This is a genomic window from Flavobacterium piscis, from assembly GCF_001686925.1.
Taxonomy (GTDB): domain Bacteria; phylum Bacteroidota; class Bacteroidia; order Flavobacteriales; family Flavobacteriaceae; genus Flavobacterium; species Flavobacterium piscis.
Genome location: NZ_LVEN01000012.1, coordinates 24654 through 41698 on the forward strand (window position 1 = coordinate 24654; position 17045 = coordinate 41698).

Below are 17045 nucleotides of genomic sequence, written 5' to 3' on the forward strand. Positions count from 1 at the left end.
AGATAAAAGATAAAAGATAATAGAAGAAAGAAGCAAGATACAAGAATCAAATCTTGTTTCTTGTATCTTGCTTCTTGCCTCTCTTCTTAAAAAAAAATAAAAACATGAAAAACTTTGCCGAACTTATAAAAGCGCTTGACAGTTCTAATAAAACTTCGGTAAAAGTAGATGCTTTAACCAATTATTTCATTAATGCCAGTAATGAAGACAAAGTCTGGACAATTGCTATTCTTTCGCACCGCCGCCCTCCCCGACCTGTAAATACAACTTTATTGCGATTATGGGCGAATGAACTAGCGGATATTCCGCTTTGGCTGTTTGAGGAAAGTTATCATATTGTGGGCGATCTTGCCGAAACTATTGCTTTGGTAATCCCCACTACAAAAGAACATTCAGATAAAAGTTTAACCGAATATCTTCAGGAAATTATTGCCCTGAAAAAGAAAACAGATATCGAAAAAAAAGAATATCTGCACGAAAACTGGCTGGCGCTTAATTATTACGAACGTTTTGTTTTTACTAAATTAATTACCGGAAGTTTTAGAATCGGCGTAAGCCAAAAATTAATGACACGTGCCCTTTCTAAAGCTGAAAATATTGATGAAGATTCATTAGCACATAAATTAATGGGCGATTGGAATCCGAACACCATTACGTTTCAGGAATTAATTTTAGACGAACAAAACAGCGATTATTTATCCAAACCTTTTCCGTTTTATCTTGCTTATCCTATTGAAGGTGAACCATCAAATTTAGGAAATCCCGAAGATTGGAGCGCTGAACACAAATGGGACGGAATCAGGTCGCAAACCATCATCCGTGATAATGAAATTTTTATCTGGAGTCGTGGCGAGGAATTAGTAACCGATAAATATCCTGAATTTGCATCTTTCATCGGAATTATTCCTGATGGAACTGTAATCGATGGGGAAATTCTTCCATTCATAGAAAATGAAATAGGAACTTTTAATGATCTTCAAACCCGAATTGGTCGAAAAACTGCTTCTGCTGCAATCCTTAAAAAATCTCCTGTAATTATAAAAGCTTACGATTTATTAGAATGGAAAGGTCAGGATATTCGAAATCTTCCTTTTGAAGAAAGACGTGTATTATTGGAACAATTGTATGAAGATATCAAACACCATGATATTCCGCTGCAACTTTCTGAAAGGGTGAAATTTTCAACCTGGGAAGAATTAACAGAGGAAAGGTTGCGTTCCCGCGAAATGAAGAGCGAAGGTTTAATGATTAAAAGAAAAGATTCGCCTTATCTCGTAGGAAGAAAAAAAGGCGATTGGTGGAAGTGGAAAATTGAACCTTTGGTGATTGATGCCGTCCTCACCTACGCCATGCGCGGTCACGGACGACGTTCGAATTTATTTACCGATTATACTTTTGCCCTTTGGCATAATAACGAAAATAATGAACGCGAATTGGTCACATTTGCGAAAGCCTATTCCGGTTTAACCGATGCGGAATTTAGAATGGTTGATGATTGGATTAAAAAAAATACACTGGAAAGATTTGGTCCCGTTCGAAGCGTTACGCCTCAATTGGTTTTCGAAATTGGTTTTGAAGGAATTGCGCTTTCAAAAAGACATAAAAGTGGGATTGCGACACGGTTTCCGAGGATTTTAAGATGGCGACATGATAAAAAAATTGATGAAGCTAATTCTATTGAGGATTTGAAGAGTATGATTTTATAGTTAAGGATTGCGAGATGGCACACGGATGACACGGATTCGCAAGCGAAAACACGGATGAGCGCGGATTTTATTCTTGCTTTTCTTGTTTCTATCCGCATTTTTTGTCATTTCGACGCAGGAGAAATCCTCGCGAGAAGCTCGACAAAGATTGACGATTTTAGGAACGGAATTTTTAGTGCGATTTCTCCTCCGTCGAAATGATAAAATTGTGGTAAAAAAAAAAAAGGCACACGGATGACGCGGATTCGCAAGCGAAAACACGGATGAGCACGGATTTTTTATAGAGTAGTTTTAAAGCTCCAGAGGAGCGTAATATTTATAGAAACTATGAAAATGTGCCAAAAAAAGAGCTCCAGCGGAGCGATATATAAATTTTTAATGATGAATATGTCACCCCGATGGGGTTCTAAAAAATAAACTTATAAATTTCTATAAATATGACGTCCCGCTGGGACTTATTTAAAAAAACCGATTACTTAATTTTCTTTCAAAAAGCAAAACTTAATGAAACTTAATATCTTAATGGTAAAAAAATAATGAACAGAGAGCAACTTTTTGCGGTAGCAAATGAATGGTTTGAGAATCAGGGATGGAAACCTTTTCCGTTTCAGACTCAGGCTTGGACTGCTTTTTTGCAAGGAAAAAACGGTTTATTGAACGCTCCTACAGGCAGCGGAAAAACCTATGCGCTCTGGTTGCCAATTGTTCTCAACTACATAAAAAATAATCCCGATTATAAAACCAAACACAAACCCGGACTTAAAGCGATTTGGATTACGCCTTTACGTTCTCTTTCGGTAGAAATAAAACAAGCTGCAGAACGTGTGGTTAATGATTTGGGAACTCAAATGACCGTCGGAATTCGTTCTGGAGATACATCAGCAAGCGAGAGAGCCAAACAAAAAGGAAAAATGCCGGACTTATTGGTTACCACTCCGGAGAGTTTGCAATTGCTTTTGGCAACAAAAGGTTATGATAAAATATTTGGCAATTGTACGGCAATTGTTATTGATGAATGGCACGAATTATTAGGTACAAAACGCGGTGTTCAAACCGAATTGGCTTTATCCCGACTAAAAACTATTGCGCCAAAAATGCGTATTTGGGGAATTTCAGCTACGATTGGGAATTTGCAGCAGGCGCAGGAAGTTTTACTTGGTGTAGATTCTGAAGCGTATCATAATTCGGTTTTGATAAAGGCTCAGATTCATAAAAAGATAAAAGTCATTTCGATTATTCCGGATAAAATGGAAACGTATCCGTGGCGAGGTCATATGGGTTTGCATCTTATTGATGAAGTGGCAAAAATTGTAAAAGCCAGTAAAACAACATTGATTTTTACCAATGTACGATCGGCTTGTGAAATCTGGTTTCAGCGATTGCTCGAAAAATATCCTGAGTTTGCCGGAGAAATGGCGATGCATCACGGAAGTATTAATCGCGAAACGAGACTTTGGGTTGAACAAGCGATTAGAGACGAAGAACTAAAAGTTGTGGTTTGTACTTCAAGTCTGGATCTTGGAGTTGATTTTGCGCCTGTAGAAACTATTATTCAGGTTGGCGGACCTAAAGGTGTTGCGCGATTTTTGCAAAGAGCCGGAAGAAGCGGACACCAACCGGGGAAAGAAAGTGTGATTTATTTTCTGGCAACGCATGCAATCGAATTAATAGAAGCTTCGGCATTGAAAAAAGCGGTTGAAGAGAATGTTATCGAAGATCGTGTTCCGTACTTAAACAGTTGGGATGTTTTGGTACAATACCTCAATACTTTGGCGGTTTCGGATGGATTTCTGCCCGATGACATTTTTAAAGAAGTCAAAGGAACTTTTTGTTATCAGGCAATGACAGAAGAAAATTGGAATTGGGTTTTGAATTTCATTTCTAACGGAAGTCAAAGTCTGCAAGCTTATGATGAATATAAAAAAGTTGACGTTGAAGAAGACGGACGTTATAAAATAAACAGCCGATTGATTGCCATGCACCACCGCATGCAAATAGGAACTATTGTGGGCGATGCTGTTATCAACGTAAAATTTATGAGTGGCGGTTATATTGGCACTATCGAAGAATGGTTTGTGTCGAAATTAAAACCAGGCGATACTTTTATCTTCGCGGGAAAACAACTCGAATTGTTCCGAATAAGAAATATGCAGGTTTTGGTTAGAAAGGCGGATCCTAAAAAGAAATCAAAAGTGGTAAGCTGGATGGGCGGCCGAATGGCACTTTCGGCACAAATGAGCGAATTGCTGCGTCAGGAATTGTATCGTGCCAATACCGATAATTTATCGCCGGAACTCAAAGCATTACAACCTTTATTTGCACGACAAAGAAAGGAATCTATTGTTCCCGGAGACGATCAGTTTTTGATTGAAACGTTTAAAACCAGAGAAGGCTATCACGCTATTTTTTATCCTTTTGAAGGGCGGTTTGTGCATGAAGCGCTGGCAAGTTTATTGGCTTATAGAATTAGTTTACTTTTGCCTATCAGTTTTTCGCTTGCGTATAATGATTACGGATTCGAATTACTTTCTGATCAGGAAATTGATATGCAGAATGTTCTGGATAATAATTTATTCTCCACGGAATATGTGCATCATGATTTGCAAAAAAGCCTTAATGCGACCGAAATGGCCAGACGAAAATTCAGGGATATTGCCGTAATTGCAGGTTTGGTTTTTACTGGTTTTCCGGGAAAAATGGTCAAGACAAAACATTTGCAAAGCGGATCTCAATTGTTGTTTGAAGTTTTCAGGGATTACGAACCTGATAACTTATTATTTCAGCAAGCGTACCGCGAAACCTTTGAACATCAGCTGGAAGAAGGCCGTTTGATTATGGCTTTGGAACGAATAAACAATCAGGAAATTATCTGGAAATCCTGTTTGAAACCTACGCCTTTTAGTTTCCCTTTAATTACAGACCGATTAAGGGAAAAATTATCCAGTGAAACATTAGCAGAACGAATAAAAAAAATGACCGCTTCGTATATGAAGTAATATTTTATGACGATTACCATACAAAATCAGACATTTATTTTGCATCCGAGTGGGGCATTATTTTGGGAAACCAAAAAATTGCTTCTCATTTCTGATGTGCATTTAGGAAAAGTATCGCATTTCAGGAAACACGGCGTGGCGATTCCGAATAATGTGGTTTCGGAAAATTTTAAACGTTTGACCGATATTGTGGAAAATTTTAAACCTGAAAAAATTATTTTCCTGGGAGATTTATTCCATAGTTCTAAAAATACCGAATGGGATTTATTCGAAAAATGGGTAGAATGCTGCACCAATACTATTATCCTAATTGCCGGAAATCATGATATTATTGATAAAAAACACTATCTCAAACTTGATATTGATGTTGTAGAATTTCTGGAAATTGACGATTTTTTACTTACACATCATCCTACCCTAAAAGAAGGTTTTTTTAATTTTTCAGGTCACATTCATCCTGGAATTATGCTGCGTGGTTTTGGTGCGCAATCTTTAAAATTACCTTGTTTTTTTCAGAAAGAAAATCAAATGATTCTGGCTGCATTTGGCGAATTTACCGGAAAGCATCTTTTGAAACCACAACAAAATGATATTGTATATGCGATTGCAAATGATGAAGTTATTAGAATTAACTTAAACTGATTTTTTAAGGTAAAGTTGTTTTTCATTTGTGTCACGGGTAGTATCATTTTCGTAATTGAATTCTTCGTAACCCAAAGACTTTAATGTATCTATTAAAACCGTATCAATTGTAAAAGCTTTCGCCCAAATTAAGTCGTATTTTCTTTGCAAAGCTACTTCTTCGGCACGTTTAAAAAGCACGTTGATATCGTCAGGATTAAAGTACACAATATGATCTACCCCTATTGGTTTATTGGCATCAAGGTTTTGATTCGAAAGTCGGGATGAATTGAGTTTCATGAAAGACAACGGATTTTCGCCATCATACGCCATTAACATTTCGACTGAAAAATCGTTTTGTATTTTGAATAATTTCTGGCTTGAAAGGTTTTCATTGGCGTACTTCTCTCCTATTTCTTTCGATGACCCAAATAAATCAGAATAGAATTTTAGTGCTTTTTCTTCCATCCAAACTACATTATCATTGATGATTACTACGAATTTTGCTGCTTTAGACATATCTTTTATTTTTTTTATTACTGCAAAGTTGAGATGATTTGATTGATCAGAAAAGAGCTAAAAGGCTTTTGTTTTGTTCGAAAAGGCAGTTCGATTAATTGGGGACTTCTTTTTAAACACATAGAGACATAGCTTGTTGAATCGCTTAAGAAAGGCATTTTACTTTTAATAAATCACAATAGCAGCAACTTTAACAATTGAGATGCAGATGCTAACAATTTTATTCACTTAAAGACAATGCATTGTATTGTCATTTTATTGTCAGGCTGAGCGAAGTCGAAGCCCACGTTTCAATTGGAGCGCCCTTCGACTTCGCTCAGGGTGACAATTGGAATGTTTAAATAAAAAAATTAAACCCAAGATTGGGCTAAAAAACTAAAAAAAGAGATCGAAAACGAATAACTACTCCATTCGCTCGTCGCTCGCGAGAGGGATAGAAGCAAGCTACCGAAGTAGCGCGGATAGCCCGACAGCATCCCAATAAGAGGGCGTATAAGCGCATAGTAAATTTGCCCTCTTATCGGGATGGTGACTCGCCCAAAGTATAATTACGTATATACTTTTAAATATACTAAACATTCTTTCTGCGATATTCTAAAGGTGAAATTCCTTCGCATTTTTTAAAAAATCTTCCAAAACCGGATTGATTGGGGAAGTTTAAGGTGTCACTGATTTGATTGATTGTAAGATCTTTATTTTGGAGTAATATTTTGGCTTCGAGAATTACAATTTCATCGATCCAATCGCTGGCAGTTTTTCCGCTATTGTTTTTAATTACTTCTGAAAGATATTTGCGCGATACATTTAAAGCATAAGCATAATACTGAACGGATCTTTGACTTAGAAAATCTCTGGAAAGGATTTCTTTGAACTTTTCGAACAAAGGATTTTGAACTGAATTGTTTGTAATGGTTTGTTTTATAATGTCTAATTCGTAAATCAGTATATAAAGATAAGCTCTTAGAATAGAAGACTGATTATCAGAATTATGTTCTATCGATTGTCGTAACAAAGTAAAGATTTGTTCAAACTTAATTTTGTTTTTTTTCTCAAGATTGAAAACATGCATTTCGCTATTGTCGAAAAATTCATATTGCGAAAGAAAAAAAACATTGGCCTGATTGTGCAGGAAAAATTGAGGTTTGAAAAAGATAATATCGATTAAAATTTCTTCGCTATCTTTTGTAAAACTTCTAATTACCGAAGGTCCCAATGTTAGTATAGCTGGGGCGTGAATTACTGTTTTCTTGAGTTTGGTTTGCATTACTATACTACCCTTTCGAAGAAATTCTATGGCATAACTTTCTGCACGATAAGGTTCGCTGATATAAGGATGATCTTTTGCCTGAATATAAAAATAATCTTTATTATTGTCGGCATTATCAAACAAACTCTTATGGTGTGTGAGCGAGTATGTTGTAATTTTATTCTTCAATTGTTTTTGCTTTAATCTATACCAAATATAGACAACGGTTTTCTGCATAACAAATAATGGCGCCATATAGCGCCATTATCAGTATTCTCCTAAAAGAATCTATATTTAAAAATTGAAACTTATTTTTTATCAATTTTATACAATCTTCCACCATCCGTAATGGCATATAAAGCACCATCATTTCCTTGTGTTACATCTCTAAAACGTTGGTTTTCTGAAGCCAAAAGTCTTTCTTCACCAACCACTTTATTGTCTTTTATAGCAAGACGTACAATGTGCATGCCGCTTAAAGCGCCTATGAAAAGGCTATTTTGCCATTCCGGAACACGATTTCCTGTGTAGAACGTCATTCCGCTTGGTGAAACTACAGGATCCCAATAATAAACCGGTTGCTCTAAACCATCTTGTTGCTGAATTCCCGCTCCTACTTTTTCTCCGCTATATTCGATTCCGTATGTAATTGTTGGCCATCCGTAATTTGCACCGGATTTTAGACGATTGATTTCGTCACCTCCGCGTGGTCCATGTTCTGACAACCAAATTTCTCCTGTAGTAGGATTTAGTGCCAAACCTTGCGGATTTCTATGTCCAATAGTATATAATTCAGGTAATGCTCCTGTTCCTGTAAAAGTAGGATTTCCGGTTGCTGGCTGCCCTTCTTTTGTTAATCGAACAACTTTTCCTAAACCTGACGATACAGATTGTGCTAATGGTCTTGTTTCTAACACAGAACGCTCTCCAGTACTTACTACAAGGAAACCGGATTTATCAAAAAGGATACGGCCACCGTAATGCAGCGTGCTTCCATTAGCCGGCTTTGCTCTGTAAATTACAGTTGCACCTTCGATTGTTTTTTCATCAGCTGAAAGTTTTCCTTTCGCAACAGCGGTATTATTTCCGCCTGTTGTTGCTTCTGCATAAACCCAGTAAATCATTCTGTTTGTTGCGAAATCTGGATCAATAGTTAAACCTAGTAAACCTCCCTGATTGGCTGCGTTAACAGCAGGAATTCCTGTAATTGGAGCGCTCAAAACACCAGCAGTTGTAGCAATACGCATCGTTCCTGTTTTTTCGGTAATCAATAATCTTCCGTCAGGAAGACTTTTAATCCCCCATGGGCTTGTTAAGGCTGTTGCGATAACAACTCCCTGATAAGGTGTATTGGTTTGTAAGCCACTAACTCTGGTTTGACCTTCGAAAGCGGGTTTATAAGTTGTATTGGGAGCAGTGCCTTCGACAGGATTTGTGGTTGTACCCGGATTTACATCGACATCTTTGTCGCTAGAGCAGCTTAGTAAGGTAATTAACATGCTCGAAACAATAGCAATTTGGTTAATATTTCTCATAGTTTTGGGATTTTTATATTAGAATAGATCAAAACTCTTAAATTTAAAACAAATCCTGTTATATAATTTATGAGAAAAGTTATACGATTATAAGGTTTTTATTATTCACTAGTGTTTTTTTAAACCGCAAATTTCACAAATTATCACAAATTTTTAATCTGTCAATCTTGCTTAAACTTTGCGTAATTCTTTGCGTGCTTTGCGGTAAAAAAACTTTTAGTTTAAAAATCAAGGTTAACTAAAATATTTTTATACATTTGCAATCATCAGATGATATGATAACCTAAATATGACATTAATCCATAAAAAATCGCTTGCAGAAGAAGTTGCTTCAAAATTACAGGAGCAAATTTCTCTTGGTCATTATAAGATCAATGAGAAATTGCCTATTGAAGCAGAATTGATGAAAAGTTTTGGTGTTGGAAGATCTTCGATAAGAGAAGCGATGAAGTTACTTGCTAATTCAGGTTTACTTAGGATTCAGCAAGGAGTTGGTACATTTGTTCAGGAAGTTACCAGCATACAAGAACCTATGGACCAACGATTAAAACGGGCAAGTCTGAAGGATTTAGATGAAGTGAGACAATTGTTAGAGTTGAAAATTGCTGAAAAAGCGGCTATCAACAGAACCGAAGAGGATATCACCATAATGCAGCAGCATTTGGCCAATAGAATGAAAGCTGCTAATGAAGGATTGATCGAGGAATGTGTCGAAGCGGATATACAATTTCATATTGCTATTGCAGAAGCATCTAAAAATGACATCCTTGCCGATTTGTATAAATCTGTATCGAAACATTTAAAAAAGGAGTTTCTTAGCATCTATCCCGACACTAAAATATTTCAGGAAACATATACTATACACGAACAACTTTTAAAAAACATCATTGCAAAAGATCCAAAAAAAACATGGAATACTGTTGCCAAAATAACAGGACATACTAATTACTAATTTTTACGTAAATTCATCAGATGATCTGATTTTTTTTTAATTCATTATGAAAACACACACCATTGAAAGTTCAAAGCAGTTAGCCCAACAAACTGTTTTCTCTATTTTATTTACTATTAGCTTAACTCATTTTATTAATGATATGCTTCAGGCTGTTGTTCCTGCGGTCTACCCTATTATAAAAGATAAATTTCATTTGACTTTTAGCGAAATTGGTTTAATAACCCTGACCTATCAACTTACAGCATCTATTTTACAGCCTTTCGTTGGGTTTTATACCGATAAAAAACCACGCCCGTATTCTTTAGCTGTTGCAATGGTTTTTACGCTACTTGGTTTAGCGGCTGTGGCAGTAGCTTCAAGTTTTACTAATATTTTACTTGCCGTTAGTTTAATTGGTATTGGATCTTCTATATTTCATCCCGAAGCTTCGAGGGTGGCGCATATGGCTTCCGGAGGAAAAAGAGGATTGGCGCAATCTATTTTTCAATTAGGAGGAAATGCAGGAAGTGCCATCGGCCCTTTGCTTGCCGCTATCATTGTAGTGCCTTACGGGCAGTTTAATATTATCTGGTTTTGTCTTGCAGCCGCCGTGGGAATCATTATTCTTTCGGGCGTTGCAAAATGGTATCAGGAACATTTAAATCTAAAAGCTAAAAATAAATCGGCTATAACAGAAGAAAAACATCATTCGCTTTCACGACAAAAAGTGATATTTTCATTGGGTATTTTGTTGGTACTGATTTTTTCAAAATACTTTTATATGGCCAGTATGACAAGTTATTATACTTTTTACTTAATTGATAAATTTCATGTATCTGTACAGGAATCTCAAATTTATCTTTTTGCATTTCTTGGTGCTGTTGCTGCCGGAACTTTATTTGGTGGAGCTTTGGGAGATCGTTTTGGTCGAAAATACATCATTTGGATTTCGATATTAGGCGTTGCTCCTTTTACATTATTATTGCCTTACGTATCTCTTTTCTGGACCGGAGTTTTATCTGTTATTATTGGTTTAATAATATCATCTGCGTTCTCTGCAATTTTAGTTTATGCTACTGAATTAGTTCCGGGAAAAGTAGGTTTAATTGCGGGACTTTTCTTTGGACTTGCTTTTGGTATGGGCGGATTAGGTTCTGCTATATTAGGAAAATTGGCAGATGCCACAAGCATCGAATATGTTTTTAAGGTTTGTGCATTTTTGCCTTTAATAGGAGTTTTGACAAGCTTTCTTCCTAATATTGAAGGAAAGAAAAAAACTGCTGCACAAGAAGATTAAATTGTTTTTTACTAATTCGATTATTATATGTAAAAAGCGCTGGATGTAATGATTCAGCGCTTTTTTGTTTGTATTAAAAAAATAAAACTATTTTACCAGCCTTTTACAGCTCCGCCTTTAAATTCTTTTATAGCGGCTTGTTCTACCTCCGGAGATTGAAAAGCTTGTAAAAACTGTTTTACTTTTTCTTCATTTTTGTTGTCTTCACGGCTTACTACTAAGTTTACATAGGGAGAATCTTTGTCCTCAACAAACAAAGCATCACGCGAAGGAACTAATCCTGCCTGAGAAGCAAAAGTATTATTGATTATAGCAATTGTTACATTGGCATCATCAAGGGATCTTGGCAATTGAGGCGCTTCTAGTTCTACTATTTTAAGTTTTTTAGGGTTGCTTACGATATCTGTTACTTTAGGTAATAAACCAATTCCGTCTTTCAATTTTAGTAAACCGTTTTTCTCCAAAAGTAATAACGAACGTCCACCGTTTGTTGGATCATTTGGGATAATAATGGTGCTTTCGTCTTTTAGCTCCGAAAGGTTTTTTATTTTTTTAGAATAGGCTGCTATTGGGTAAATGAATGTTTTACCAATGATTGCCAATTTGTATCCACGTTGTTTCGATTGCTCATCAAGATATGGTTTGTGCTGAAAAGCATTTGCATCAATATCTCCCTGGCTCAAAGCTTCGTTAGGAATCACGTAATCATTAAAAGAAATCAACTCTACTTCAAGTCCGTATTTTTCTTTTGCCACTTTTTTAGCAACTTCAGCCACTTTGTATTCCGGTCCTGTTGCAACTCCAACTTTTATGTGGTGCGGATCGTTATTTTTGGCTTTGCCACAATTAACCAATGAAAGTGTCAAGGTTAAAATTCCGATTGCTTTTAAAAAATTATTTTTAGTAATCATGTTTTTAATTTTATAATTAATATTTATTTGTTGTCTAAATTTAACCGTAACGTTGTCTGAAATTTAACCGCAAAGAACGCAAAGGTTTTTCGCAGAGTTCGCTAAGTTTTAAGTTGTGCTAACACAATGTAAGTTCGCAAAGCTTTGTAAAATTTGTGTTCTCTGTGGTATTTTTAACCGCAAAGTTGCCTGAAATTTAACCGCAAAGAACGCAAAGGTTTTTCGCAAAGTTTGCTAAGTTTTAAGTTTTGCTAACACAATGTAAGTTCGCAAAGCTTTGTGAACTTTGTGTTTACTACACTTAGTATATTAAAAAACTTTGTGTTCTCTGTGGTATTTTAACCGCAAAGTTGTCTGAAATTTAACCGCAAAGAACGCAAAGGTTTTTTCGCAGAGTTCGCTAAGTTTTAAGTTGTGCTAACACAATTTTAAGTTCGCAAAGCTGGTTCAACATAAAGCTTTGCGAACTTTAGCTTCTCACAAAACTTAAGATATTCTAAAAAAAAACTTTGCGCACTTTGCGGTAAAATCTTAAAGTAATCTCAAAGTAATATCATAGTAATCTCAAAGCATTCATTTACCTATGATCAAATCGTTTCGATAAAAAGTCACCCGCAAACTGAATCACAAACACCAAAAGTACCAATAACGCCAAAACCGAATTCATCGTTACGGCATCATAACCAATATATCCGTACTGATATCCAACTTGTCCTAAACCACCGGCACCAACAGCACCACCCATTGCAGAATAACCTACAAGCGTAATTAAAGTGATCGATGCGGCATTGATTAAAGACGGTAAAGCTTCGGGAAGCAATACTTTATATACAATTTGAAAAGGTGTTGCGCCCAAAGCTCTTGCTGCTTCGATTAATCCCGACGGAAGGCCTAAAAGACTATTCTCTACCAATCTGGCAATAAATGGCGCTGCACCAATGCTTAGCGGAACCAACGCGGCACTTACACCAATGGAAGTTCCTACCAACGCACGCGTAAACGGAATCATCCAAACGATTAATATAATGAAGGGGATTGAACGAAAAACATTCACCAATACCGATAAAACTCTGTTTAAAACCGGTTGCTCCAGAATTTGATTTTTTCGGGTAAGGAAAAGCAAAATACCAGTTGGAAGCCCTAATGCAAAACCAAAAAAGCCCGACACAAATGTCATCACGATGGTTTCCCACGTACCGTTTAATAATAAGGTAATAATAGAATCAGACATAACCTATGATTTCTGTTTTAATATGTTTAGAAATAAAATATTCAATTGCAGCTTCGTAATTCTCGCGTTTGCCCGACAATTCTATCAGCATCACACCAAAGTTTACATCTCCGGCCTGATCCATTTGCGCACTCACGATTTTAAAATTCGTATCGAACAATCGCGAAACCTCAGAAATAACAGGTTCGTTTACCGATTTTCCGGTCATTTCTAATCGTAATAACGGACTCAAACCTTCTGCATCTTCCTTTTGTAATCTTTCCTGATACACTCTCGGAATATCAAGATGCAATGACGAAGCGATAAATTCCTTTGTTAATTCGTGTTTAGGGTCGGCAAAAATTTCTCCTACACTTCCCTGCTCAATCAATTTTCCGTGGCTAATTACCGCAACCTCGTCGCAAATCGATTTTACAACTTCCATTTGGTGTGTAATCAACAAAATAGTGATGTTCAAACGGCGATTGATGTCCTTCAATAGATTCAAAATCGATCTTGTTGTTGCAGGATCAAGTGCACTCGTTGCTTCATCGCACAAAAGCACTTTCGGATTGTTGGCCAATGTTCTCGCAATGGCAACCCTTTGTTTTTGGCCTCCTGAAAGGCTTGCCGGATAATCATTTGCTTTTTCGGCCAAACCTACTAATTCCAACAATTCAAAAACACGGGTTCGAATAGCGTCCTTTGATGCACCAACCAATTCTAACGGAAAAGCCACATTCTCAAAAACCGTTCTTGACGAAAGCAGGTTAAAATGCTGAAAAATCATTCCTATTTGTCTTCTTTCAATCGCCAATTGTGCATTCGATAATTGCAGTAACGATTTTCCGTCTACGATAATTTCACCTGAAGTTGGTCTTTCCAATAAGTTTACACATCGAATCAACGTACTTTTTCCAGCTCCCGAAGTTCCAATTACACCAAATATTTTTCCCTGAGGAACTTTAAGCGAAACATCTGATAAAGCCGAGACAACTCGGTTTTTCTGATGAAAATTCTTGGTGATGTTTTTTAATTCAATCATTTTTTTAATTCAAATTAAATCTGCTATATCCACAGATATCAATACTTAACGCTTCTGAAATTCCAGAATGTAAAATCAAAAAGCCTTTCAATAAATTATGAAAGGCTTCAGAAATAAATCATTTTATTTTTATATATAAGCCAGTTCATACCATCGCATAGTCGCACAACACATTATGCTGCAGCTATAATAATTGGTATTCTGGTTATCGTTTTTCATTGCTGCGGCAAATTTAAAGAGATAATTTGAATTTTAATGCAAAATCATAAACTTTTTTAACCCTATCAATTTAATAGACTGCTTTAGGATTTTGGAGCTTTTTCCTGCTGTCCTTCCAAATCTTTTGTGCCTCCCGATAGCTATCGGGACCAGCACAAAAGGAGTTTCCCTCCTATCAGGGCTATGGCACTCATTTTCATAAGAACTTATCAGAATAAAAAAGATAAAAAACCATGTAAATTCGTTTTTTCGCGATAGCAAATCTGTCTTATAGGTGTGCTATAAAACGATTCAATTTGAAATTATACAATATTCCCGTTTGTATTAAAAACATCCCAATCTCATTTTCAAAACTTAAAGTTGCATTAAAATTGGACTTTCTTCCCCAAATAAATTGATTAACTAATATTAATTTTTACATTTGCGTTATTTTTATTTGTTCTAAATAGCTTTATTTTCCAGCCTTATTTATGCAGATAAAAAACCTTAAACAATAAATACCCAAATATGAAAAAGAATATTTTACTCTCTTTTGCATTAGCCGCTACCTTATTTGTTAGTGCACAGCAAAAAAACAACTTACTCGAACAATCTTTTTGGAAAACTGCACCAGATGTCGCCACTGTAAAAGCTGAAATAGAAAAAGGAAACAATCCGGCAGAATCTAATGCAAATGCTTTTGATGCTGTTGTGATTGCTATTAATAATGACGCGCCTCTTGCAAGTATAAAATTCTTATTAGACCAACCCGGAAATCCATTAAATAAACCCACTCACGATAATCGTATTTATTTGCACTGGGCAGCTTACAGAGGAAATACAGAATTGGTACAATACCTGATATCAAAAGGATCTGATATTAATTTTGAAGACAGTCATGGCACAACTCCAATTGCTTTTGCAGCAGGAAGTGGTCTTTTAAATTCAGGAGTTGCTGAAGCTTTTTTTAAAGCCGGAATCGATCCGAAGAAAAAATATAGCGACGGTGCCAACCTATTACTTATAGCAATTCCGTTCGACAAAGATCTTACGCTTACCAATTATTTTATTACAAAAGGATTATCCTTAAAAGATACTGATAGTAACGGAAAAACTGCTTTTGACTACGCCGCCAGAACAGGAAATGTGGCTCTTTTGAAAAAACTTTTAGAAAAAGGGGTTAAACCAACAGACAATGCGCTTTTAGTTGCTACTCAGGGAACACGCAGAGAAACCACTCCTCTGGAAGCTTATAAATATTTAGTAGAAGAGGTAAAACTAAAAGCTACTTTTACTAATAAATCAGGAGAAAATGTACTGCACCTTTTAGCAGGAAAACAAAATCAGACTGAAATTATTAATTACTTTTTAGGTAAAGGTGTCGATGCAAACCAAGTAAACAAAGACGGAAATACAGCTGTTATGATTGCTGCCGGAGCTAGAGAAACTGCAGTTTTAGAACAATTGTTGCCAAAGGTAAAAAACATTAATTTACAAAACCTAAAAGGCGAATCGGCTTTGACAATGGCGGTAAGATCAGGAACTCCTGAGGCAGTTGCGCTACTTTTAAACAAAGGTGCAGATGTAAACGTAAAAGATAAAGACGCAAATAATCTAGGCGTTTATTTAATACAATCCTACAGACCGGCAGGACGTGGTGAAGCTAATGCGGCAAAAGATCCTTTTGAGGCAAAAGTAAAATTACTTCAGGATAAAGGATTAAACCTGGCTGCTGCACAAAAAGACGGAAGCACGCTTTATCACTTTGCAATTGCTAAAAATGATTTGGCTTTACTAAAAAAACTAGCTTCTCTGAATATTGATGTCAACGCTAAAAATAAAGATGGTCTTACAGCTTTACACAAAGCAGCAATGGTAGCCAAAGACGATACCATCCTGAAATACCTTGTGTCTCTTGGAGCCAAAAAAGAGATCAATACCGAATTTGACGAAAGCGCTTATGCTCTTGCTAAAGAAAATGAATCGTTAACTAAAAATAATGTTTCGGTTGAATTTTTAAAATAGGTAAAAAGTTATGAATTATGAGTTATGAGTTTTTAGTTAAAATCAAACTTATAACTCTTAACTCATAATTCATAACTCGTAAATCATAATCCATAATTCATAACTCAAAATTCATAACTCAAAATATGAAATCAATATTTAAAATAGCACTTACAGGTACATTACTCTTTTTAATCTCTTTTCAGGCAAATGCTCAGGCAAGCAAATACAAATGCATGCTGCAAATGGCCAATTATATGGGCGAAGGCGCTTATATCGTAGTTTCTCTTATTAATTCTAAGGGAGAATATGAGAAAACACTTTATGTAATGGGTGATGATAAAAAATGGTACAAATCACTAAAAGAATGGAACAAATTCCAGACAGCAAAACCTACTGATATTAGTGCCAAAACCGGAGCATCTGTTACTGGCGGAGATCGCAGTATTACTACCATAGAAATTGATGATTCTAAAATTAACAAAGGATACAAACTACGATTTGAGTCGGCTGTTGAAGATCAGAAATATTATGTAAATGATCTTGAAATTCCGCTTACTACTGAAGGTCTTGCTGATAAAACAGAAGGTAAGGGATATATTAGATACGTGAGATTAAACAAGATTTAATACTCTTTCGTTACAAGTAAACTTTGTCAAAGTTTTGAACTTTGACAAAGTTGTAATAACCACAATGATTGTCATTTCGGCCAAGGAGAAATCTACGTAAAAAAACTAATGCAAAGTTTTTCCTTAAATTGTCGAGCTACTTGCGAGGATTTCTCCTTCGTCGAAATGACAAAAATGAGAATTAATATACATTC

Annotated in this window: 13 protein-coding genes; 7 read left to right on the top strand and 6 right to left on the bottom strand. The window is 35.9% G+C overall.

The features are described 5' to 3' along the window. Positions 1 to 104 precede the first annotated feature (104 nt). The 3 genes from FLP_RS07320 to pdeM all read left to right on the top strand — a co-directional run bounded on the left by FLP_RS07320 (position 105) and on the right by pdeM (position 5344). On the top strand, positions 105 to 1706 hold the full coding sequence (locus FLP_RS07320) for an ATP-dependent DNA ligase (RefSeq protein ID WP_065448870.1): 1602 nt from the start codon (positions 105 to 107) through the stop codon (positions 1704 to 1706). Positions 1707 to 2242: 536 nt separating this feature from the next. Continuing rightward, positions 2243 to 4702 (top strand): ligase-associated DNA damage response DEXH box helicase, encoded by a 2460-nt coding sequence (locus FLP_RS07325; RefSeq protein WP_065448871.1) that lies wholly within the window; start codon positions 2243 to 2245, stop codon positions 4700 to 4702. A gap of 6 nt (positions 4703 to 4708) precedes the next feature. Beyond that, on the top strand, positions 4709 to 5344 hold the full coding sequence (gene pdeM / locus FLP_RS07330) for a ligase-associated DNA damage response endonuclease PdeM (protein ID WP_065448872.1): 636 nt from the start codon (positions 4709 to 4711) through the stop codon (positions 5342 to 5344). On the opposite strand, the gene FLP_RS07335 is transcribed toward pdeM, so the two are convergent. The 3 genes from FLP_RS07335 to FLP_RS07345 form a co-directional block, all read right to left on the bottom strand. Next, positions 5336 to 5842 (bottom strand): hypothetical protein, encoded by a 507-nt coding sequence (locus FLP_RS07335; protein WP_065448873.1) that lies wholly within the window; start codon positions 5840 to 5842, stop codon positions 5336 to 5338. The two genes, pdeM and FLP_RS07335, sit on opposite strands and share 9 nt — an antisense overlap. A 571-nt stretch (positions 5843 to 6413) precedes the next feature. After that, the gene (locus FLP_RS07340) at positions 6414 to 7277 is read right to left on the bottom strand and encodes a helix-turn-helix domain-containing protein (protein ID WP_065449121.1); all 864 of its coding nucleotides are present in this window, start codon (positions 7275 to 7277) and stop codon (positions 6414 to 6416) included. Positions 7278 to 7396: 119 nt separating this feature from the next. Then, entirely contained in the window at positions 7397 to 8623 is a 1227-nt protein-coding gene (locus tag FLP_RS07345) for a PQQ-dependent sugar dehydrogenase (protein ID WP_065448874.1), read from the bottom strand. Positions 8624 to 8912: 289 nt separating this feature from the next. Between FLP_RS07345 and FLP_RS07350 the strand changes: the two genes are divergently transcribed. Both FLP_RS07350 and FLP_RS07355 read left to right on the top strand, forming a co-directional pair. Further along, a complete protein-coding gene (locus FLP_RS07350) occupies positions 8913 to 9575 on the top strand; it encodes a FadR/GntR family transcriptional regulator (RefSeq protein WP_065448875.1) in 663 nt (220 codons plus the stop codon). Positions 9576 to 9621: 46 nt separating this feature from the next. Beyond that, positions 9622 to 10854 carry an MFS transporter gene (locus FLP_RS07355; protein ID WP_065448876.1) on the top strand — a complete coding sequence of 411 codons (1233 nt, stop codon included), beginning with the start codon at positions 9622 to 9624 and terminating at the stop codon, positions 10852 to 10854. Between the two features lie 92 nt (positions 10855 to 10946). Here the strand turns inward: FLP_RS07355 and metQ are convergent, their stop codons facing one another. From metQ to metN, 3 genes are all read right to left on the bottom strand, one after another. After that, on the bottom strand, positions 10947 to 11765 hold the full coding sequence (gene metQ / locus FLP_RS07360) for a methionine ABC transporter substrate-binding lipoprotein MetQ (RefSeq protein ID WP_065448877.1): 819 nt from the start codon (positions 11763 to 11765) through the stop codon (positions 10947 to 10949). Between the two features lie 577 nt (positions 11766 to 12342). After that, entirely contained in the window at positions 12343 to 12996 is a 654-nt protein-coding gene (gene metI / locus FLP_RS07365) for a methionine ABC transporter permease MetI (protein WP_065448878.1), read from the bottom strand. Beyond that, a complete protein-coding gene (gene metN, locus FLP_RS07370) occupies positions 12989 to 14020 on the bottom strand; it encodes a methionine ABC transporter ATP-binding protein MetN (protein ID WP_065448879.1) in 1032 nt (343 codons plus the stop codon). The genes metI and metN overlap by 8 nt, the downstream gene beginning before the upstream one ends. 726 nt (positions 14021 to 14746) lie before the next feature. Between metN and FLP_RS07375 the strand changes: the two genes are divergently transcribed. Together FLP_RS07375 and FLP_RS07380 are read left to right on the top strand one after the other, a co-directional pair. Beyond that, complete coding sequence (locus FLP_RS07375; RefSeq protein WP_065448880.1) at positions 14747 to 16243, top strand: ankyrin repeat domain-containing protein; 1497 nt, start codon at positions 14747 to 14749, stop codon at positions 16241 to 16243. Between the two features lie 125 nt (positions 16244 to 16368). Beyond that, positions 16369 to 16851, top strand: coding sequence for a DUF2271 domain-containing protein (locus tag FLP_RS07380; RefSeq protein ID WP_065448881.1), 483 nt, complete (start codon positions 16369 to 16371; stop codon positions 16849 to 16851). The last annotated feature ends 194 nt before the right edge of the window (positions 16852 to 17045 follow it).